At 67.6% G+C, this 18953-nt stretch carries 19 protein-coding genes and 1 pseudogene; 11 read left to right on the top strand and 9 right to left on the bottom strand.

Annotated elements, in window-relative coordinates:
* Positions 1-175 precede the first annotated feature (175 nt).
* The 4 genes from IU476_RS23350 to IU476_RS23335 are packed head-to-tail and all read left to right on the top strand — an operon-like array spanning position 176 to position 2841.
* Positions 176-982, top strand: coding sequence for a lipid droplet-associated protein (locus tag IU476_RS23350; protein ID WP_195103448.1), 807 nt, complete (start codon positions 176-178; stop codon positions 980-982).
* Positions 979-2283, top strand: coding sequence for an exodeoxyribonuclease VII large subunit (gene xseA, locus IU476_RS23345; RefSeq protein WP_195103446.1), 1305 nt, complete (start codon positions 979-981; stop codon positions 2281-2283). Before IU476_RS23350 ends, xseA begins: the two co-directional genes overlap by 4 nt.
* A complete protein-coding gene (locus IU476_RS23340) occupies positions 2270-2500 on the top strand; it encodes an exodeoxyribonuclease VII small subunit (RefSeq protein ID WP_195103444.1) in 231 nt (76 codons plus the stop codon). The genes xseA and IU476_RS23340 overlap by 14 nt, the downstream gene beginning before the upstream one ends.
* Entirely contained in the window at positions 2497-2841 is a 345-nt protein-coding gene (locus IU476_RS23335; RefSeq protein WP_195103442.1) for a VOC family protein, read from the top strand. Before IU476_RS23340 ends, IU476_RS23335 begins: the two co-directional genes overlap by 4 nt.
* A gap of 6 nt (positions 2842-2847) precedes the next feature.
* Here the strand turns inward: IU476_RS23335 and IU476_RS23330 are convergent, their stop codons facing one another.
* Positions 2848-3735: a phosphotransferase family protein gene (locus IU476_RS23330; protein ID WP_195103440.1), complete on the bottom strand. Its 888-nt coding sequence runs from the start codon at positions 3733-3735 to the stop codon at positions 2848-2850.
* A 189-nt stretch (positions 3736-3924) separates the two neighbouring features.
* The gene (locus IU476_RS23325) at positions 3925-4491 is read right to left on the bottom strand and encodes a DUF4245 domain-containing protein (RefSeq protein ID WP_195103438.1); all 567 of its coding nucleotides are present in this window, start codon (positions 4489-4491) and stop codon (positions 3925-3927) included.
* Between the two features lie 205 nt (positions 4492-4696).
* Between IU476_RS23325 and glpX the strand changes: the two genes are divergently transcribed.
* The 4 genes from glpX (at position 4697) to IU476_RS23305 (ending at position 8950) form a co-directional block, all read left to right on the top strand.
* A complete protein-coding gene (gene glpX / locus IU476_RS23320) occupies positions 4697-5740 on the top strand; it encodes a class II fructose-bisphosphatase (protein WP_195103436.1) in 1044 nt (347 codons plus the stop codon).
* 6 nt (positions 5741-5746) lie between these two features.
* Entirely contained in the window at positions 5747-6754 is a 1008-nt protein-coding gene (locus IU476_RS23315; protein WP_324194222.1) for a phosphotransferase enzyme family protein, read from the top strand.
* A 50-nt stretch (positions 6755-6804) separates the two neighbouring features.
* Positions 6805-7050 carry a TFIIB-type zinc ribbon-containing protein gene (locus tag IU476_RS23310; protein WP_195103434.1) on the top strand — a complete coding sequence of 82 codons (246 nt, stop codon included), beginning with the start codon at positions 6805-6807 and terminating at the stop codon, positions 7048-7050.
* Between the two features lie 511 nt (positions 7051-7561).
* Entirely contained in the window at positions 7562-8950 is a 1389-nt protein-coding gene (locus IU476_RS23305; protein WP_195103432.1) for a hypothetical protein, read from the top strand.
* Between the two features lie 2727 nt (positions 8951-11677).
* On the opposite strand, the gene IU476_RS23300 is transcribed toward IU476_RS23305, so the two are convergent.
* From IU476_RS23300 to IU476_RS23290, 3 genes are all read right to left on the bottom strand, one after another.
* Entirely contained in the window at positions 11678-12232 is a 555-nt protein-coding gene (locus tag IU476_RS23300) for a Pycsar system effector family protein (RefSeq protein WP_195103430.1), read from the bottom strand.
* A gap of 233 nt (positions 12233-12465) precedes the next feature.
* Positions 12466-13299, bottom strand: a complete 834-nt coding sequence (locus tag IU476_RS23295; protein WP_195103428.1) for a hypothetical protein — start codon at positions 13297-13299, stop codon at positions 12466-12468.
* A gap of 173 nt (positions 13300-13472) precedes the next feature.
* Positions 13473-13643 (bottom strand): hypothetical protein, encoded by a 171-nt coding sequence (locus tag IU476_RS23290; protein ID WP_195103425.1) that lies wholly within the window; start codon positions 13641-13643, stop codon positions 13473-13475.
* Between the two features lie 29 nt (positions 13644-13672).
* Here IU476_RS23290 and imuA' point away from each other — a divergent pair, with 29 nt between their 5' ends.
* Complete coding sequence (imuA', locus tag IU476_RS23285; protein WP_195103424.1) at positions 13673-14425, top strand: DnaE2-dependent mutagenesis accessory factor ImuA'; 753 nt, start codon at positions 13673-13675, stop codon at positions 14423-14425.
* Between the two features lie 8 nt (positions 14426-14433).
* Positions 14434-14766, top strand: coding sequence for a hypothetical protein (locus IU476_RS23280; protein ID WP_195103423.1), 333 nt, complete (start codon positions 14434-14436; stop codon positions 14764-14766).
* A 266-nt stretch (positions 14767-15032) separates the two neighbouring features.
* Here IU476_RS23280 and IU476_RS23275 read toward each other — a convergent pair whose 3' ends face one another.
* The 3 genes from IU476_RS23275 to IU476_RS23265 form a co-directional block, all read right to left on the bottom strand.
* Positions 15033-15662 carry a hypothetical protein gene (locus IU476_RS23275; protein ID WP_195103422.1) on the bottom strand — a complete coding sequence of 210 codons (630 nt, stop codon included), beginning with the start codon at positions 15660-15662 and terminating at the stop codon, positions 15033-15035.
* 153 nt (positions 15663-15815) lie between these two features.
* Positions 15816-16757, bottom strand: coding sequence for an AbiTii domain-containing protein (locus tag IU476_RS23270; RefSeq protein ID WP_195103421.1), 942 nt, complete (start codon positions 16755-16757; stop codon positions 15816-15818).
* A gap of 779 nt (positions 16758-17536) precedes the next feature.
* Positions 17537-17716: a hypothetical protein gene (locus IU476_RS23265; protein ID WP_195103420.1), complete on the bottom strand. Its 180-nt coding sequence runs from the start codon at positions 17714-17716 to the stop codon at positions 17537-17539.
* A 387-nt stretch (positions 17717-18103) separates the two neighbouring features.
* Here IU476_RS23265 and IU476_RS23260 point away from each other — a divergent pair, with 387 nt between their 5' ends.
* A complete protein-coding gene (locus tag IU476_RS23260) occupies positions 18104-18649 on the top strand; it encodes a hypothetical protein (RefSeq protein WP_195103418.1) in 546 nt (181 codons plus the stop codon).
* Between the two features lie 117 nt (positions 18650-18766).
* Here the strand turns inward: IU476_RS23260 and IU476_RS23255 are convergent.
* A pseudogene (locus tag IU476_RS23255) lies at positions 18767-18953 on the bottom strand (hypothetical protein); the annotation flags it as partial.

Below are 18953 nucleotides of genomic sequence, written 5' to 3'. Positions count from 1 at the left end.
CCCAGGCGGCGGTGCTGCCGCGCGTGTGCGACACGCCCGCCGACTAGGGCATCGGCACGCCGGTCACCCGCACCCCGGCAGCGCTGTCGGGCGCCGCGACTGATTAAGTGGGGGAATGGGTAACTCACGCGGCCCCTCCCTTTGCATCACACCGCGTTTCGGGCAGGCTATGACCATGTTCCGTCCGCCGTTCATCGCCCGTGTCGCCGCCGGGGCCGCAGTGTATGCGATCGAGGAAACTCGCCGGCTGCCCACGGCGGCAGTGAATTTCCCCATCACCGCCATCAGTCAGCTGCTGCAGACCACCATGCACGCCCAGCAGTTCGTGACCAGCCTCGCCCTCAAGGGCGACGCCGTCTTCGAACGCCTGGCCAATCGCCCGGTGGAGCAGCCCGAGTGGGCCACCTTCGACGAGGACCACGACTTCGAGCAGACCTTCCGCAACCTCGCCGAGGCCGCCCGGGAGAGCGCGTTCGACCGGTACTTCGAGCCCGAACCGCCCGCCGCGCCCGAGCCCGCCGCGACACCCGAGCCCGCAGGCGACGCCGACGCGACCGCGACGTCCGAGTCCGACGCGGAGCCGACCGCGACGCCCGAGCCGACCGACGCCCCGGAGCCCGCCACCACGCCTGAGTCCACCGCGGACCTGTCGACCTCCGGCCCGGTGGACACCTCGGAGCCGACGCCCAAGCCCGCCGACCCCGCCGAACCGACCGTCATCGCGACGCCCGAGCCGGCCGCCGAGCCCGAATCCGAGCTCGCCGCAAGGGTTTCCGGCAACGGCGCGGTCGAGGTGGTGGAGCCCGAGGTCGCCGCCCGCTACGACTACACCAACATGACCCTCGCCCAACTGCGCGCCCGGCTGCGCATGCTGAGTGTCGAAGATCTCACCGCCCTGCTCGACTTCGAGCAGCGGACCCGCGACCGGGCGCCGTTCGTGACCATGCTGACGAACCGGATCGCCACCGTGCGGGCGAAGTGACCGATGCCCCGGCGGGCGCGGGCTCCGCGCCGGAGCGCCCCGGAGCCTCGGCCGAGCACCCGTGGCCGGTCCGCAGCATCGCGGTCAAGGTCGCGCAGTGGATCGATCGGCTCGGCAGCGTCTGGGTCGAGGGACAGATCACCCAGATCTCGCTGCGTCCCGGCACCCGCACCGCGTTCCTGGTGCTACGCGACCCGGCCGCCGACATGTCGCTGTCGGTCAGCTGCGATCCGCAGCTGCTGCGCGGTTCCCCCGTGCCGCTGCAGGAGGGCAGCCGGGTCGTGGTGTACGGGAAGCTGTCGTATTTCACCGGCCGCGGCACGATCTCGTTGCGTATCACCGAGATTCGCCCGGTCGGCATCGGCGAGCTGCTCGCCCGGATCGAGCGGCTGAAGGCGCTCCTGGCCGCCGAGGGCCTGTTCGATCCGCGCCTGAAGCGCCCGATCCCGTTCCTGCCCAAGGCGATCGGGCTCATCACCGGTCGCGGCGGCGCCGCCGAGCACGACGTGCTGACGGTGGCGCGGCAACGCTGGCCCGCGGTGCGGTTCGAGGTCCGCAACACCGCCGTGCAGGGCCCGACCGCGGTGCCCCAGATCCTCGACGCGCTGGCCGAACTCGACCGCGACCCCGACGTGGAGGTCATCGTGCTGGCTCGCGGCGGCGGCAGCGTGGAGGATCTGCTGCCGTTCTCCGACGAGACGCTGTGCCGCGCCATCGTGGCCGCGACCACGCCGATCGTGAGCGCCATCGGGCACGAGCCCGACAACCCGATCTCCGACCACGTCGCCGACCTGCGCGCGGCCACCCCCACCGACGCCGCCAAGCGCGTGGTGCCCGACGCGGCCGCCGAGCTGGCGCTGGTCCGCGAGCTGCGGGAGCGGTCCGCGGCGGCGCTGCGCGGCTGGGTCGAACGCGAGGCGCGGGCACTGGACCAGGTGCGGTCGCGGCCGGTGCTGGCCGAACCGCTGCGGCTGCTGGAACAGCGGCACGACGAGGTCGAGCGGTTGCGCGCCGCGGCCCGCCGTGCCGTCGAACACTGCCTCGACGGCCAGTCCACCACCGTCCGGCACCTGCGCGACAAGCTCACCGCGGTCGGCCCGGCCGCCACCATGGCGCGCGGATACGCTGTGGTGCAACGGGTTACGGGCCGGGAGCGGCACGTGATCCGGGCCATCGCCGACGCGCCGCCCGGCACCCAGCTGCGCGTGCGGGTCGCCGACGGCGCGATCAGCGCGGCCACGCTCGGCAGTCAGGCATTGGGTGGGACCGCTACGAAGGAGGGCAACGATGACCGACAGTGACCTCGACGAGATCGCGACGTTCGGCTACGAACGCGCCCGCGACGAGCTGGTCAACGTCGTGAAGATGCTGGAGCAGGGCGGCATGGACCTGGACGACTCGCTGACGCTGTGGGAGCGCGGCGAGGCGCTGGCGAGCCGCTGCGAGGAGCATCTCGCGGGCGCGCGCAAGCGGGTCGAGGACGCCCTGTCCCGCCGCGACGCCGAAGGCCGGTCGTGAGCATCCGCCGGGCCGTCCCGGATCTGCGCGTCACCGACATGGCGCGCACCAGGGCCTTCTACGAGCGGCTCGGCTTCGAGGAGGTGATGGACCTCGGCTGGGTCGTCACCCTCGCCTCACCGTCGAACCCGACGGCGCAGATCATCCTTTTCGACGCGAACGCCGAGGACCCGCAACCGGATATCAGCGTCGAGGTCGCCGACGTCGACGCCGCGCACGACGAGATGGTGGCCGCCGGGGCCGACGTCGTCTACGCGCTGCGCGACGAACCCTGGGGCGTGCGCAGGTTTTTCGTCCGCGATCCCGACGGCACCGTGGTCAACGTCGTCGGCCATCGCTGAGCGCGCTCAGCTCAGCATCCGCACCAGGCGCGCGTGCACGGTGCGCCACAGCTCCGGCGGCAGGTCGTGCTCGGCGAGCATTTCCAGCATGCGCACCATCTGCAGCGCCCGCACGCGCGGCACCAGGCCGGGTTCGCGCGGGTTGATGCCCAGGCCGTCCAGGAACGCGGGCCAGGCGGCGGTGAACACCGCGGGGCCGGAGAAGCTCACGGACCATGCCCACCACGCCACGTCGTACAGCGGGTCGGCCAGCCGCACCGATTCGAAGTCGAGCAGGCCGGTGATCGAGGTGCCCTCCACGAGCACGTTCACCGGCGCGAAATCGCCGTGCGCCAGTACGGTCGGCCGGCCGTCGAACAGCGCGGGCAGGTCGGCCAGCACCCCTTCCAGGGTGTCGCTCTGTTCCGCCGACAGCGCCGAGGCCAGGCATTCGGCCCAGGCGTCGGCGCGCGCGGAGAGGTAGCGCGGGCGCGCCCAGGAATCGTCGAGATCCAGGTCGTCGCCGGGCAATTCGGAGAAATCGGCGAGCAGGGCGCCCATCGACCAGGCCACCAGCGGGAAGCGCGGACTGTTCGGACCGGTCTCGGGACTGTCGGGCACCGGCACGCCGGGTAGCGCCTCGAACACCGCCCACGGCGGGTCGGCGTCGAGATCGGACTGGCGGACCGCCGGGATCGGGATTCCCTTGTCCGCCGCCGGTTCTCGCAGCGCGTCCATGATGCGCACCCGCCGCTCGGCGTCCGCCCGGCGCCGGTAACGCTGCAGGACGACGCGGGTGTCGTCGGCCAGCGTCACCATGTCGGTGCGGTCCTGCTGCCCCCACTGGGCCGGCATCGCTTCGCTGACAGGCTGACCCACTGTCCGCTCGAGCCAGCCGACGTCCGCACGTTCCACTTGCCTGACGTTAGCGGGCGTACCCCTCTCGACGCTACGAATCAGTGGCGTGCGACAAAGCACCGGACCCGGGCGCACCCGGACCGACACGGTCGGCGAGTCGCGAAAGTGGTTGGTCGACAACGGAACAGTTGCTCGGCGGGCTTCCCTGCGCGCCCCACCGGCTACCCGCATCCGGCGCGAAATCCGTTACCGGGAAACCGCCGGCGCCTGGCCGACCGCGGCCGCCAGCGTCCGGTAGGCCTCCTGATTTCCCGCGCCCTTGACCAGCACGCGGACCGCGCCGAAGTCGGTGATCCAGGCCGGCTCGCTGCCCTCGACGTGATAGACCGTCCACGCCCGGTCGCCGATCTGCTGGCTCCCACTGCGGCTCCGGGTGCCCAGCACGCGATTGGCCAGCGCGTCGGCGGTCGCGTCGGACTGCGACAGCTGCATGTAGGTGCCCTGCGGAGTGATGTATCCCACGGTGCTCACCGTGCCGCCGCCGCTGCCGGACACGGTGTCGCGACTGCCGGAATTCGGCTGCCAGTTCTCCGGCAGCGCCGGCTCGCGCACCGGGAACGAGAGGGTGCGCGCGTCATCGCGCAACGCCGCGTGCACGTCGAAATTCGGGATCTTGCCAGGTGTCGGGCCGTCCGCGGAGAAACTGCACTGGCTGGCGATCGCGGCGATCACGACGCAGATCAGCACGAGGGGGATCAGGGACCAGAACAGGTCCCGGTAGTCGTGCATGGTCCGCGGCTTTTGGTACGACACGGGGTCAAGTATGCAGAATCTTTGGCCTCCGCTTCGCTCCGGCGGGGGCGGTGAGGGTGGGGAGGCCGGGGTTTCGGTCGTTGGGTGGGCGGGATTGGGGATTGGGCTGGGGGTCCTTACGGAAGTGGAACGCCAGTACATGATTGGGGCGGGGAGGGATCTGCGACAATTTACGCGCAGTAGACAACTCGAGGAGGCAATCCACATGACGGCACCTACGCCCGGACGCAGCCGCCGCGAGGCCCCGGACCGCAACCTCGCGCTGGAATTGGTCCGGGTGACCGAGGCCGGCGCGATGGCCGCGGGACGCTGGGTCGGCCGCGGCGACAAGGAGGGCGGCGACGGTGCCGCGGTGGACGCGATGCGGCAGCTCGTGGCCTCGGTGTCGATGCGCGGCACCGTCGTGATCGGCGAGGGCGAGAAGGACGAGGCGCCCATGCTGTACAACGGCGAGGCGGTCGGCGACGGCACCGGCCCGGAGGTCGACTTCGCGGTCGACCCGATCGACGGCACCACGCTGATGTCCAAGGGCTCGCCCGGGGCGATCTCCGTGCTGGCGGTCGCCGAGCGGGGCGCGATGTTCGACCCGTCGGCGGTGTTCTACATGGAGAAGATCGCGGTCGGCCCGGACGCCGCCGACGTGATCGACCTCTCGGCCTCGATCGCGGAGAACCTGCGCCGGGTGGCCAAGGCCAAGAACTCCTCGGTCTCGGACCTGACCGTGTGCGTGCTGGACCGCCCCCGCCACCAGCGCCACATCCAGGAGGTGCGCGACGCAGGCGCCCGCATCCGCCTGATCTCCGACGGCGACGTGGCCGGCGCCATCGCGACCGCGCGCCCCGACTCCGGCACCGACGTCCTGATCGGCGTCGGCGGCACCCCCGAGGGCATCATCGCCGCGGCCGCGATGCGCTGCATGGGCGGCGCGCTGCAGGCCAAGCTGGCCCCGAAGGACGACGAGGAGCGGCAGAAGGCCCTCGACGCCGGCCACGACCTGGACCGCATCCTGTCCACCGACGACCTGGTGTCGGGCGAGAACGTCTTCTTCTGCGCCACCGGCGTCACCGACGGCGACCTGCTACGCGGCGTCCGGTACTTCAGCGGCGGCGCGTCCACGCAGTCCATCGTGATGCGCTCGAAGTCCGGCACGGTGCGCATGATCGACGCCTACCACCGGCTCACCAAGCTGCGCGAATACTCCTCGGTCGATTTCACCGGCGACGAGCACGCCGCCCCGCCGCTGCCCTGATCCGCCGTGTCGCCGGGCGACCTGTTCGCCGAACTCGCCGCAGCGGCCCGGGCGGCCGGCGCCGAGGGAACCCCCGAGGTGCTGTCCGACCGGGCCGACGGCCCCGTCCTGCGCGTGGGCGACCTGGTCGTCAAGGCGCACGCCGCCGACACCGACCCGACGGCCCTGCGTAGCCGGTTGCGCCTCGCGACCGCCCCGCGGCTACACGACATCTTGGCCCCACCACTCCCGATCGACGGCGACCTGCTGCGAATCGTCCACGGCCGCACCGTCACCGCATGGCCCTACGGCGTCCCCGTCGATCCGGCCGACCCCGACGCCGCCCCGTGGGAGCACTGCGCAACCCTGCTCGCCCGCCTGCACCGAACCCCGCTCGAAGAAGCAACCAACCCTGCCCAGCATCGCCCGGGTACGGGCCGCCACCTGAAAAACACTGAGGCACAACGTGTCCCGCAAATACCACCGGCAGGCGGCCCGGCTCGGGTACGGCGGGCGATCGCTCGGCTGCGGGCGACCGACCACAGCGAATCTCCGGCGGCCGCAGCGGTATTGCGGGCCTACGCCGACCTGCCCGCTCTCGACGCCGACCCGAAGACACTGGTACACGGCGATTTCCACCTCGGCCAGGTGGTCCGTCTGCCGGACCGCGCACTCGCGCCCGGCGGTCGGCAGGCCCCGGGCGCGGCGGGCGAAACTCGTTGGCGGCTCATTGATATCGACGACCTAGGCGTCGGCGATCCGGTGTGGGATCTGGCGCGACCCGCCGCCTACTTCGCCGCGGGAATCCTCGAACCCCTTGCCTGGCAACGCTTCCTGAACGCCTACCGGCGCTGTGGCGGCCCGGCCGTACCGTCGCAGGGTGACGAGTGGGCCGTGCTGGATGTCCCCGCGCGGGCGCTCGTGGTCCAGTCCGCGGCGCTGGCGGTGGCGAAATCCGGTGCCCGCCCGGATGATCTGGACACCGCGCTGATCGATGCCTGCGTGCGCATGACGACGCTCACGTATGGTGGGTGACGCATATGGCGCGGCGTGGCGCCGTGCCGCGAAGCTAGGGAGCGAATGGCATGCAGTGCCCGAAATGTCACGGTTTCATGCAGACCTACAACCGCAACGGCGTGCAGATCGAACAGTGCACCAACTGCCGCGGCATCTTCCTGGACTACGGCGAACTCGAGCATCTGACCAGCCTCGGCGCCGGCTTCGGCGCGCCCCCTCCCCCGGGCCCCGGTCCCGCCTGGGGCGCCCAGCACTACGGCCACGGCCACCATCACCACAAGCGCGGTTTCGGCAAGATGCTGTTTTCTTCCTGACCGCCGGTGTGCGATAGCCCTCAGGCGTGGCAGCCCACCCGCCCCGCACGCGGGCTTAGGGTCGAAGGTATGACCGACGACCAGACGCAGTACCGCATCGAACACGACACCATGGGTCGTCACGGTCCAAGCTGACCTGCTGGACCGTCCGAGATCCATTGGGAGCCTGGGAATTTCATGGTCCCGGGAGTTCCCGCGATGCCCTGGGGGTTCCCTGGTGTTCCGGGGATTCCACGCTTCAAGGTTGGACTGAAAGTTGCACTACGGTTCCCGCCAGTTCCCCTACGAGTTGCTCACAAGTAGAGGCCATCAGATCGGCTCGCGCGGCGTGTCGCGCCAAGATTGCATCGGCGTGTCTTGTCCCTGAGCGTTCTGGCGGCAACCGTCCGGATCCGCGGCGGTGGCACACCTGCGTGGGTTCCCAGCCTGCCGTCGAACGGCACCTCGCTCCCGACGGTCTATACCGTCAGAGTCGGCCCTTCGCGACATGGGTACTCGCGGGGGGTACCCGATGACGTTCGGCCACTCATCCATCGAGCAGGTCACAGTCGAAGCCGACAAGGCTGCACGTCCGATTGACGCACCCGCCGCTCCTGCCGCTGATGCTCGACCCCGTCATCGGATTCAGCGGCGTCGCGACTCGGAGCAGGTTCTGAGGGAAAGCAGCAACAGTGGACTTTCCGAGCGGATCGCAATGGCCGACGCCCGGGTGGCACTTCAGGACCATCCTGCGCTCTACAGGGCGATGACCGATGCCGAGATCGAGGAGGAGCGCGGCCTCCAACGGCAGATCCGCGCTGACGAGCGCCGACTTCGGAGACGGGTCCACGCCAAGCAGGTCGCCGCACAATTCCGTCGCGCCAAGGTAAACGACCGCGTCGAACGCCGGCAAGCGCTGGAGAGGCGGTGGCATGATGACGCGTTGGCGGCGCGCCGTCGTGCGACCGACCCGAATGCCCAGGTCGCTTCAATCCATCGCCGGTCCATGGTGATGTCGCTACGCATCGGCGCGGTAATCGTGGGCCTCTTACTCTGGTCCGGGGTCAACGTCGGACGAAATTTCGTCCCCGATCACAACGGGCCTAGTGGACTGACTTGGTGGGCGTTGTGGGTGCTGAGTTTCGGCATCGAGTTCGCGGTCTTCATCGTCGTCCTCGAGATCATGTCGGTCGCAACCACTGCCTCGCGCCTTGGTCAGAGGGTGGATCGTTCCCGAATCCTGCTCATCGAAGCTTGCCTGCTGCTGGTCACGGTCGCGCTCAATTCAGGCTCTCATCTCGCAGTCGGCGACCTCGGTCGCGCGACGCAGTCAAGCGTGCCGCCGATCATGGTCGTCGTGTGTTTGTGGCTGCACGCTTGGTCGTCGAATCGGTACGCCGAACTGATCGATATAGTCATGGCTCGGTTGGAAGCCGGCCGAGGTCACGAAATCTCCCCGTGTGCCGGTGATCTGACAGGTCCGCACAGCAGGAACGACCCCGAAGCAATCGGCCCACCCTCACAAGACACATTCAAGTTTCGGGACGCCTTCACAGACCTGGCGCCGACGGTATCGACCGAAACATACCCGGACCGAGACCTATTCGATCCGCCGACCGTGCCGCTCCGAATCGCCGAGACTACAAGCGATACGTCGGCAGCTCCGCCAGACCACTGCGAGAGTATTGCCTCTCAGCTGGTGGCGAGCGGGGCGACCAGACGACTCAGCGAAGAGCATGTAGTCATGGCGCTTCGACTGGCTCAGGGCGGCGCAAACGCCGCCAGCATTGCCGCCGACATGTCCGCCGCCATGGATGAAGCCTTCTCACGGCACACGATCAAGCGTCTGATCGGCAGCGCATATGAACTCGGTTTTCGCACTCACGATGCCGGGAAGGAGGCTAGTTCCCAGACCGCATAATCTCCAACGTCCGCCTGGCCGCACAGGCGCAGCGATGAGCCATTGCGGCCCGGCGAGAGCGCTTACTCATCAGCGAGTAGCACAAGTCAATAAGAGAAAGCCCCCAGTTGGCGCTGGGGGCAGGTCACAACCCGAAGGTTGCAAATTGGTTAGCACCTCCGAGGATAGCCCACGCCTAGCACCGGCCGCAATAACGGACGGCGTCAGTGGTGCCGGTTCGTACCCACCGCTCCCAGGGCTCCCCCATTTCGATGAATTACTCTCCGTTGCAATAGATCACCGGTACGACGCGACGTGCGCTCGGCGGGTCTGGCCACTCGCAGGTCTCCTCGCAGCGCGACGATCGATGCGCTTATGGGATCCTGCTCTAGGAACCGCGCAGAGCCGCGGAGCGTACCGCGAACGGGCGCAACGGCTCTCTTCGAAACGTCTGCCAGACTTGCCCGCAGCGGTGCCGTTGTATTCGCGAGGAAAAACGCGCTTGCTGGCACTGGACTTCGATGCACGCCACACCACCGTGGAGAATGTCCTGGCGGATGTACGGCGGTGCCTGGGCTGGATCTACCAGTGCGGCGGTCGCGCAATCGTCGATTACAGCGCCAGCGGCGGGTGCCACATCTTGGTGCCCCTCCCGATCGGCACAGCGCTGAGCCGCAACCAGATCGAGCCGATCGTGCGACTGCTCGCGGCCCGTCTGGGCTCCCTGGATCTCACGCCCATGCTCAATCCCGAGACTGGATGCATCACCCCTCCCGGTTCCCGCTGCCGCGAAGGCGGATTCCGCGCCCTGCTCGGGACCCTCGACGATGCCGTCGATGCGCTCACCGTACGGTCGGCGCCTGGAATCCTCGCTCGGATGATCGAACTCCTCGGCGGCGCCGGCCCACGCACCATCACCACCCCGAGCACAGTCGGCCAGTGCACGACGTGCACACCTCCGTGCACAGCGGACACCGAGTGCACATCACCTCGTAGACATCTCCCGTTCTGGGAAGGGCAGGGCGAGCGTGCGCGGTTGAGTGCACAGGTCCGCCTCCGCTCGCCGATTCCGCACACAGTACATAGCTACGCCGTGCACGGTATCGGTGCACCAGATGGACGCTGGCGTACGCCCAACGGACGCCTCGATCACTCCGCAGCACGGCAATCGGTGCTCGCAGCCGCCGCATTGCGCGGCTTCTGCCTCGCCGATATCCACGCACAACTGCCCCCCGCTGGGGGCGACTGGGCCGGGTTCTGGCAAGCATACGAACGGTACGGGCGCGGGGCCCGCTCCGCGCTTAACCGCGACTGGGCCAAGGCTTGCGATTGGGCCGCATGTACTGCCCCCGAATTCCTACCGCCCGTGCACAAGCAAGTAGGGCACACAGGGGGGTGGAGGGGGGAACCATCGCGCGCGCGAAAACAAGTCGACTGGCTTGCTGCGGCAACTGTCTGGGTGGACGCGCAATGGCCGCGCTCACCACGACGCCACACCATCCTCGCTGTCCTGCAGGGTCTGGCCCACGCCTCAGTCATCGCCGGAGCCGTCGTACGAGGTACACCGCTCGTGGAAGTGGGCGGGAGATCGCTCTCGCTCATGGCATGCCTCGCCGAGACCACGGTATGGGAGGTGCTGCGCGAGCTACGCGAAATGCCAGGGGCACCAATCTTGCGGAGCCGCCGAGCCGCCGGCGTATTGGCCGACGCGTACGCACTCGTCGCTCCCCGTATCAGAGGGCGGCGGGTGCGGCCGGATTCGACCAATATTCAGCGTGTGCGGGTCGAACCGGTACATGAGGCATGGAGCGTACTGGGTCTGCATTGTCGCAGAATCTACGAACTCGTCGTCCACCACCACGTCGCCACCCCGGCGGACGCGTTTGCGGCCGCCAGAATGAGCCGCACCGCGGGATACTCGGCGTTGGCGACTCTCACTACCGCCGGACTGCTGATCCACCAGCACAACCGAATCACCGGTGGGCCAGTGCACCTCGACAGCGTCGCTAGTGCACACGGCATTCCGCAGGCCCGTCGCGACCGCATCAACCGCCACCAGCGCCAACGTATGGCCTGGCACGAATGGCTCCACAACCGGTTCAGCCTCCATATAGAACCTGCTGTCGACAACCAATCGTGTGCACACATCGTGCACACCCGGACTGCCAGTGCGCAGCGCGCGCAGCCAAATGCACCCACCGTACGTACCGAGCGCCGTACCCACGCCAACAAGCCCTCCAGCTCTCGTTCCCACGCTGGCACGCGGGCCAGCCCCGCTGCTTCCGGAGGCACTCCAGCCACCAACCCCGCGTGACTGCTCGCCGGCTCGCCTGGCTCACCGAATAGCAGAGGGCGCACATTGGCAGGACCACTTTCCAGTCACGCGGACGAGGTGTTGGTCAGCCGCCGCCCTGCCGGGCCGCCCCTTGGGCGGCGGTCGGGTTATAAGTGGCCTCTGAGAGTTGGAGTCAGCACGCAACCCGTAGTTCTCGCCCGCTCGCCCGCGAGCGCGCGTGTGAGCTGTGGGGCTGATCTGAAATGTGAAGTTCTACAACGGCTGTGGGCGCGGAGCTGACCGTCGGCGGCGGGCGACACTACCGCGCGTTGGTCGCGCGTGATCTTCCGCGGTATCCTGCGCTGTCCCTTCGTCACTAGTACAGGTCGGCGAGCAGATCGGTCTCTCAGCAGGGTGCCACGTCGTACCGCCGTGTCCAGGCCGGTCACAACATCGAGGTCGGTCCCAGCCGGTCAATAGGACAACGCAGCCGATGCCACGGTGGTCAGCAACAACCCGATCGATGCCAGCAGCAACCAGGTGGCCTTCCGGAATTTCAGGTAGCGATACAGATGAAGGTGGGAGGTTCGCCACATCTCGTCCAGCGCGCCTCGGAGCTGCTGTTCTGGGGATTGGTCCATAACGGATTCCCGGAAGTCGTCGAACGAACGCCACCTCCGGGAGATATATGTGTAGCTGTACAGCGCTGAAGCCTCACTACGTGTAGCGAAGTACACCGACAGTCTTCGCCGCCGCAACAAGACCAGAGCCTGAGTCGCGTATGTAACCGACGCGGCAACGAGCACCAGCGTCCCGAGGGCTGGACCGAGAACCCATGGATTGACCTGCCTGGATCCGTTGAGCGTGAAGGCAAGAGCCGTCCCCGCGACGACGAGTGCGTTCGTACTCAGCACGGCGGCGGCCCGCGTCGTCACGGCAGCGAACTTGGCGTCCTGCCGAAGGAGGTGCCAGCGAACAGCATCCAGGCCCAGCCCCTTCGTCCCGCCACCAAGTCCCCCAGAAGTCATCATTCGATTGTCGACGGTTTTCACACACCGGTAAAGCCGCACCCGTGTACGCCTCCGAAGCCCCCCGAAGCCGCAGCGAAACTTCAGCAGATAGTCGCCGACATAGACCCCGATTTTTGGTCCGCAGCCTCCCGAATGGAAGCTAGCTCCATCTCCTCTATGCCGCCAAACCGGACAAATCTTGAACTACCAGGCAGTGAACCAACATCAGCTGCCGTCGGTATCGCCGGTGGTCATTCGGGTTCGGCGAGCCAGCGCAGCACCGTGCCGAACTTGCCGACCGCCGCAGCGTTGCTCACGACGCCGTCCGCCGATGTCCGGGCGGCTTTGGTGATGGTTCCTCGCGCGGTCGAGTACCGCAGTCCAATGACCACACCCCGGCGTTCTACAACCAGGCGTCCCTCGCCGGTGTCGCGGCTGCGCCAGCCCCGATACACGGCTTCGGCGCGCACGCGCTCGACCTGCGTCGCACCGGCGGTGACGGGCCGGTCGCTGCGCGAGACGACGACCAGATCATCCCCGTCGCTCCACAACCGTTCCGACGACACACCGCCGCTGCCGATCCCGTAGCTGTACCAGTTCCCGTCATCGCCGCGCTGGAACGGCCGCGCCCGATCCGACACCTCCGTCGGGCCCTGAACGACGATCGAATCCGCGCCCAACGCCGCCAGCTCGGCCACGCCAGACACGCGCGGCGCCGCGTCCTTGTCGGCGATCTCGGACCGAGAAGATTCGGGTGCCGGGGCTGGCGGTGGCGCGGCGGCCTCGGCGATCGACTCGGCGAGCAGTTGCTCGTCGGCAAGTTCGCGGCCGATTTCAACACTGGTCACCAGCCGCACGAATCCGCCGTAGACCATGGCCGCCAGCTGGCCGAGCGTCGCGGCGGTGTCGCGGTCGATCTCGTCCGTGCCGTCTGCGACCGCGGCGTCGATCCGGGCCAGCTGGCCCTCCAGGCGCCGGCAGGCCCGCTGGTAGTCCCGAGCCGCCGCTCGTATCCGCTCAACGGCCCGGCGCGCGGCGACATCGGGCCGGGTCCGCAGTCGAGCCACTTTGCTCTTCTCGGTCATCACCGGACTCACTTCCACAGAGGCCGGACAAGCGAACGTATGCTGGCAAATGACACGCTACCGCGAGTGAGCAGGCCTCCAGCCGATGAAACCGAACGCGGCAGCCGCCACCACCTTCGGCCTCGCCGGGTAACCCGTCGACACGCTCGAACAAATCCTGCCGCTCACCGTGATCACACTGCGCTGGCGAGGATGAGATCGGCCACGCGCCGCGAGTGTGGGTACGCGCCGGGCGCGGGATCGACCGGCTCGACGATCACGTGCTCGTCGTCCTCGATCTCGACAACCCGGAACACCGACACGCCCGCCGGTCGGATGCGTACTTCGTCGCCAACCGCAAACATGCGGCGAAGTATATGTCATTATCGAACCTATGTTCGATGAAGGTGTGCGTGGCTCGGTCACGGCACTACCGCGTGACCAGCAGATCAACGAACTCCGCACCCGCATGCGGCAGATCCAGAGCGGAACCGGCTCGGTCACTGCCGCCGACGTGGCAGCACTGGATGTGATCGCGGTGCCGGGCGGGATCGGTGACCTGCTGCCCGGCGGCGGCCTGGCCCGCGGGAGCGTGGTCGGCCGCCGGGGCAGTACCGGCATCCTGGCCGGACTGCTCGCCGCGGCCACCGGTGCCGAGTTGTGGGCCGCGATCGTCGCGGGCCCGCGTCAGCGGATCGGGCTGCTCGCGGTTACCGAGATGGGCGGCCGGCTCGACCGGCTGGCGGTCATCGACGCCAGCGGCGGTGACCCGCTCGAGATAGCGGCGGTGCTGAGCGACGGTATCCCGATGATCGTCTGCGACACCTCCGTGACCGTGCCACCCAAACGCGCCCAAGCCCTGACCGCGAAGATTCGCGGCCAGCGCGGTGTCCTCGTGATCACCGACCGGGTGTCGGGCCTCCGCCCAGACGTGACGTTGCGTGCGCGGCCGGTCGGCTATCGAGGCTTAGGCGCCGGCTGTGGACGCGTGCAGGAGGTTCGCGTCGCCGTGGAGGTCGCCGGCCGTAATCCGCCTATCCGGCGCGGCGAGATCATGCTCGCGAGTGACGGTTCCGAAGGCGTCAGGTGGTCCAGGACGCGGCCTGCAGAATCGGCTGCGGCGAGGCGATGGACGCGAGCGGGATGAGTCACGGCATGGACAAGCCGTCGGTTCGGCGTATCGATCGGCCGGTCCGCGTCGTAGTCGATCCCGCGCGGCTGTGGATGTTGCCGCGAAAAGCGCCGAAGGGACAGTCGATCGGACTGCGCGCACGCGCGTTCGCGACGCAACCCGCCAACGGCGAATGGCTTCCGGGCACATTGTTCGCTTGGGTATTGCTGTACACGACAGGCGCGGTCTGGTACGGGGAGGTCGCAGTGACACTGCATGCTCGGAACAATCTGCAGGATGTCACTGTGCGGCAATGGATTCCAGCTGATTCCGTGCGTAAGCCGACGCCTGATGAAGCTCGACGCCTTCAATGGTAACCCACCGACTCTGGCAACCTGCAGGCATAGAGTTTCATTCGCGACCGGACGACCACCGCCGCGCGAGACACCTTCGTTGTTCCGCATTAACGGACGTAAACCCGAGGCACTCCGGGCGGAGATGGCATCCAATGCGAAACATCAATATTTCATATTGCGAACATGTGGCCGTCCTGCGGAATTGCGTGTGTGCTGCGTGCGAGGCCGCACGAGAGTGTCAGTGACTTGAGCTGCGGAAACCGCAGCGCTGTCAGTGGTAGGCCGCGTCAGTTGTCAGTGGGCGCGCCGGGGTGCGTGGGTGAGGCGGCCTGCGGATTCGTCACCGCGATGTCAGCGACCCACGCTGGGGTTTCGTCACTGGCGGATCTGTGCCGGGTTGCGCCGCCGCGCCAGAACCGCGCGAGGTGTTCGCAGGTGCGGTCGGGGGTGGTGTCGGCGTAGGCCGCGCCGGTGCGTTCGGCGGTGAGCAGCCAGAACGATTTCGCGGTGGGTTTGTGGCGGCTGGTCTGCCAGGCGTAGCCGGGGAGCTGATCGCGGAGGTAGGCCAGGGCGCGGGTGGCGATGCCGTGGCCCCAGAGGTTTTTCTGAACGTGGATGTCGCCGATGAAGCCGATTCGGCACTGGTGGCAGATCAGGTAGTTGAGTTTGCCGACCGGGCCGCTGTGCTGGTCGCGGTGCCAGAAGGTGATGGAGCGGAAGTCGGCGGCCGGGCCCTCGCTGATCGGCGGCCCGTAGTGCGCGTACCGGACCGCGCGGCGTGTGTGCCGCCGCTGCCGGAAGCGGCGGGGATCCAGCCTCCGCAGGAGCGGATGAGGCGGCCGCGGCCACAGGTGCTCGGCGAACGGGTCCACGGCTCCGTCGGCAGTGTCGTCGGTGCGCTGCCTTCTGCGCGCCACTGGCATTCGCCCCCTTCGGTTTTTCCTGATTGTCGCGCGGGCCACCGACAGGTCTCCTCGCTGATCCGCGCGCGTCCGGGCCCGTTCGGAAAACGACCCTCTGCCGAACGCGGTCACCACACGCCTCCCAAATGCCGAATCACCTTGCAAGCCCTACGAAGTGACGTGCGCCGAATTGGCGAGGGTGAGAATTTCACCCAGGACGACATAGGTCTGAAGGAACACGAAGCGCGCCTCCGCCACGTCGACCTCGGCGTGTGTACCGGTCGAGCATCGGTCGTAGAGCACGCTGAGCGTCTTCCGGAGGCGGTCGCGGCGGCTCTTGGAGAGCTTCTGCTGATGGCAGTAGGCCTGCAACCGATTGAGCACGTTCTGCTGGCCAACCTTCAGTTCGACGCCGTCCCCGATGCTGTAGGGCTCGTCGCGCGCGGTGAAGAGGTGATCGGCACACGAATCGATCAGGCGCCGGCACGTCGTCATGGCCTGGCTGACCGACTCGGGGTCACCTTCTCGCAGACGATCGGAAACTTTGGCGATCTTGTCCAGAGCTGATCCACTCGCGACCGCCAGCGCCCCATCGACGTTGCCCTGCACGGACGCGAAGAGAGTCGCCTGAAGCTCGCTGAACAGCAGCTCGTGGTAGATCTCGGTCACCAGGCTGTACACCGTCGATACGACAGCGCCACAGATCGCCGCCACCTGGTTGACCTGCTGCGTGACCCCGATGATCTTGGCGTCGTGCTCTCGGGCGGCGATAGACGCGTATTCCCCCGAGTAGTTCCCGCCGCTCTTGAGCGCATCGAGTGCCTGTCGTCCTCCTTCGAGCGTCGCCTCGAGGCGAGTTATCGGAGACGGGTTCAACTTGTAATCATTTTTGTCGGTCCACCGGTCGGCACGGGAGATCCAGTCGTTCGCCGATCCATCCAGCGGGTATCCCTTACGCTCGTACCGCAGGAAGAGCAGTAGCTGGTCGTGGTCGACCAGGCGGGCAACCCTGCTGGCTTTGAGCACGATCTCCGAAACCTTCAAACGCTGCAGCTCGATGTCCTCGAGCAGGTCCGCGGCCAGCCGCAATGCTTCTTCCTGACGATTCACGCCCCAATCGCACCACACTCAGCTCGTTATCTTGTAAGGCTGTGTGGTACAGGCGTTTCCGCGCCCCCGTTGTTCGGAAAACGAACGTTTGCCGAACACGGGTGCCGGCCGCTGCCCGGGCCAGGTGTGACTCGCAGCGGAGAATGGCGGTGTTGTCGCACCTTCAGGCGGCGTCGACCGAGCCGATCAGAGCGCCCTAGGTGCGGATGGAGGACGAAACGAGATTGCGGTTCCGCCTCGGTGGAGTACGCACCGCGGCCGGGCATCGGGTCCAGGTCGACTGGCACGCCCCGCACCCAAGCCCGTCGGGCGGGCCCTGGCGACGTCGCTGACGCCGAGGCCGTGGGCTGAGATCATGGGTGGTGTGCGGCTCTCACGATCTCGGCCCGGCGACGACAACCTCGCGGAAGTCCTCAGACTTCCGTGTGACGCAGGTGAATACCTTGTTCGACTGTCGCGTCGAAATCAGCTGTCAAACGACAGGACGCTTAGGAACGTCCCTCTGCTGCCGTGGCCGGGCCCTGGTCCGCATTTCGGCCACGTGCAGGTGGGGGGCATATTTGGTTGCTATGCCTCTGTCGTGTGCTGGGGCGGCAATGAGCATCATGCTCTCGACCGAGGCCCCGAAGTCGCGATTCCGGTGTCGAAGTTCGAAGACTTTGCCTCGGGCCGCGGCATCTTCATCACGGTTGCGAAGGAGCATCTACGACCACAGGATTGACCAGGCCCTGCTGCTGAGCCAGATGTAGTCGGATCTCGTGCCCGGGCAGTACCCGCGATTACGTGTGACGGAACCACAGCCCCAGCGTCACCACGACGAACCCGGCTGCGGCACTGAACAGGCCGATTGTTGGACCGACCAGGTAAGCCAGGACTGTGGTCGTGGCGAGGACCGCGACCAGCGCCATGAGATCGGTGACGGGATGATGCGCCTGTCGGTCTTGACGCTGCTTGCTCATGAGAAACAACCTACGGCGCGAAATCGCCTGCAAACACCCTGTGAACTGGGGGTTTGTTGAAACGTGTCTCCTGGCACCTTCGTACCGTCGCACCTACGAGCGCGGCCCCTTGCGGGCTTTGACGGAACCGTGCCGGGCGCTCGCGCGTTCCTGCGGCGGTTGTTCGCCGTACAGCGCGCGGCCGCCGAACAACCTGCGGCTCCGGAGGTGCGGATCTTCCCGTGTCTCCGGCGACATTCTGGGATGCGGCATCCTCGTCGCGCCGTATCCGATTTCGGCGCAAGGTGCCGTACCTTCGACATCACCGACCTGCCTCTGCGCAGGCCCGCGCATCGCGGCGAAGACCGAAGACACAGGCCCGGCTGACCGTGACCCGAGGAGACTGCGTTGCCGAGATCCAAGAAGCGCGTCCGCAAAAGCCGCGAGAACCGTCAGCGCGGTGCGCGTCGGCGCGCCGGTTCGACATGCCTGCTGTTCCGGTCACGTCCGCCGTTCCAGGGCTATGACGAGTGGTTCCCTACCAAGGCTCTCGTCGCTGGGGCCCAGCGGTCAACGGTGGCGCTCGATGACCCGGAGGACGTCGAAGCGTTCGAGCTCCTGACCGGCCTGGGCCCGTTCTATGACGGGATGGTTCCCGCCGCCGCGCTCGAACTTCACGACCAGATCGGCGAAGGCGTGATCCGCATGGCACGCGATGGTCGACCGGGCCTGTACACCGAGACCCCGATCGCTGAGGTCGTCGAGATGTTGGTCCCCGCCGAATACGCCGATGACGATGCCGCCGTGCACCTGCACTTCATGCACGCCCAGGGACTCCTCGTCCTCGACGAGGACCACATCGTCAATATGGCGATGCCGCCGACCAAGTCCACACGCGGCAACTGGGAACTCAACGGGCATCCGGATACCTGGCCACAGCGCGCTGGGATGTGAGGACGGCCTAGAGAGCTCGCCGCGGCCGACGCTGCGGTGCGAAGGCCGGTCGGCGCGGGCGAGGGAATTCTCAGATGGGAATGAGTCCGTCGTCGATCAACATCTCGGGTCGGGGCTTCAGGCGGTGGTGGTGAGAAGCGCGGTGGTGATCGCCACCGCGGCGTCGGTGAGATCGGCGAGCGGGCGTCCGCTTTCGACCTGGACGGCGATCAGTTCCCGCAGGCCGCCGATGAGCACGATCGCCATTTCCGGCGGCATGCTGACCGCCGCCTCGTCCCCGGTGCCGTGGTCGGTGCGTCGCCCG

This window comes from Nocardia blacklockiae, assembly GCF_015477355.1.
GTDB lineage: Bacteria > Actinomycetota > Actinomycetes > Mycobacteriales > Mycobacteriaceae > Nocardia > Nocardia blacklockiae.
Note: the sequence above shows the minus strand (reverse complement) of the source record. Positions and strands in the feature narration are given on the sequence as shown.

Bases quoted from the DNA above. Each gene is read 5' to 3' on its own strand.
- IU476_RS23350 (WP_195103448.1), top strand. From the start codon at position 176: ATGTTCCGTCCGCCGTTCATCGCCCGTGTCGCCGCCGGGGCCGCAGTG.
- IU476_RS23340 (WP_195103444.1), top strand. From the start codon at position 2,270: ATGACCGACAGTGACCTCGACGAGATCGCGACGTTCGGCTACGAACGC.
- glpX (WP_195103436.1), top strand. From the start codon at position 4,697: ATGACGGCACCTACGCCCGGACGCAGCCGCCGCGAGGCCCCGGACCGC.
- IU476_RS23310 (WP_195103434.1), top strand. From the start codon at position 6,805: ATGCAGTGCCCGAAATGTCACGGTTTCATGCAGACCTACAACCGCAAC.
- IU476_RS23305 (WP_195103432.1), top strand. From the start codon at position 7,562: ATGACGTTCGGCCACTCATCCATCGAGCAGGTCACAGTCGAAGCCGAC.
- IU476_RS23300 (WP_195103430.1), bottom strand. From the start codon at position 12,232: ATGACTTCTGGGGGACTTGGTGGCGGGACGAAGGGGCTGGGCCTGGAT.
- IU476_RS23295 (WP_195103428.1), bottom strand. From the start codon at position 13,299: ATGACCGAGAAGAGCAAAGTGGCTCGACTGCGGACCCGGCCCGATGTC.
- IU476_RS23290 (WP_195103425.1), bottom strand. From the start codon at position 13,643: ATGTTTGCGGTTGGCGACGAAGTACGCATCCGACCGGCGGGCGTGTCG.
- imuA' (WP_195103424.1), top strand. From the start codon at position 13,673: ATGTTCGATGAAGGTGTGCGTGGCTCGGTCACGGCACTACCGCGTGAC.
- IU476_RS23280 (WP_195103423.1), top strand. From the start codon at position 14,434: ATGGACAAGCCGTCGGTTCGGCGTATCGATCGGCCGGTCCGCGTCGTA.
- IU476_RS23265 (WP_195103420.1), bottom strand. From the start codon at position 17,716: ATGAGCAAGCAGCGTCAAGACCGACAGGCGCATCATCCCGTCACCGAT.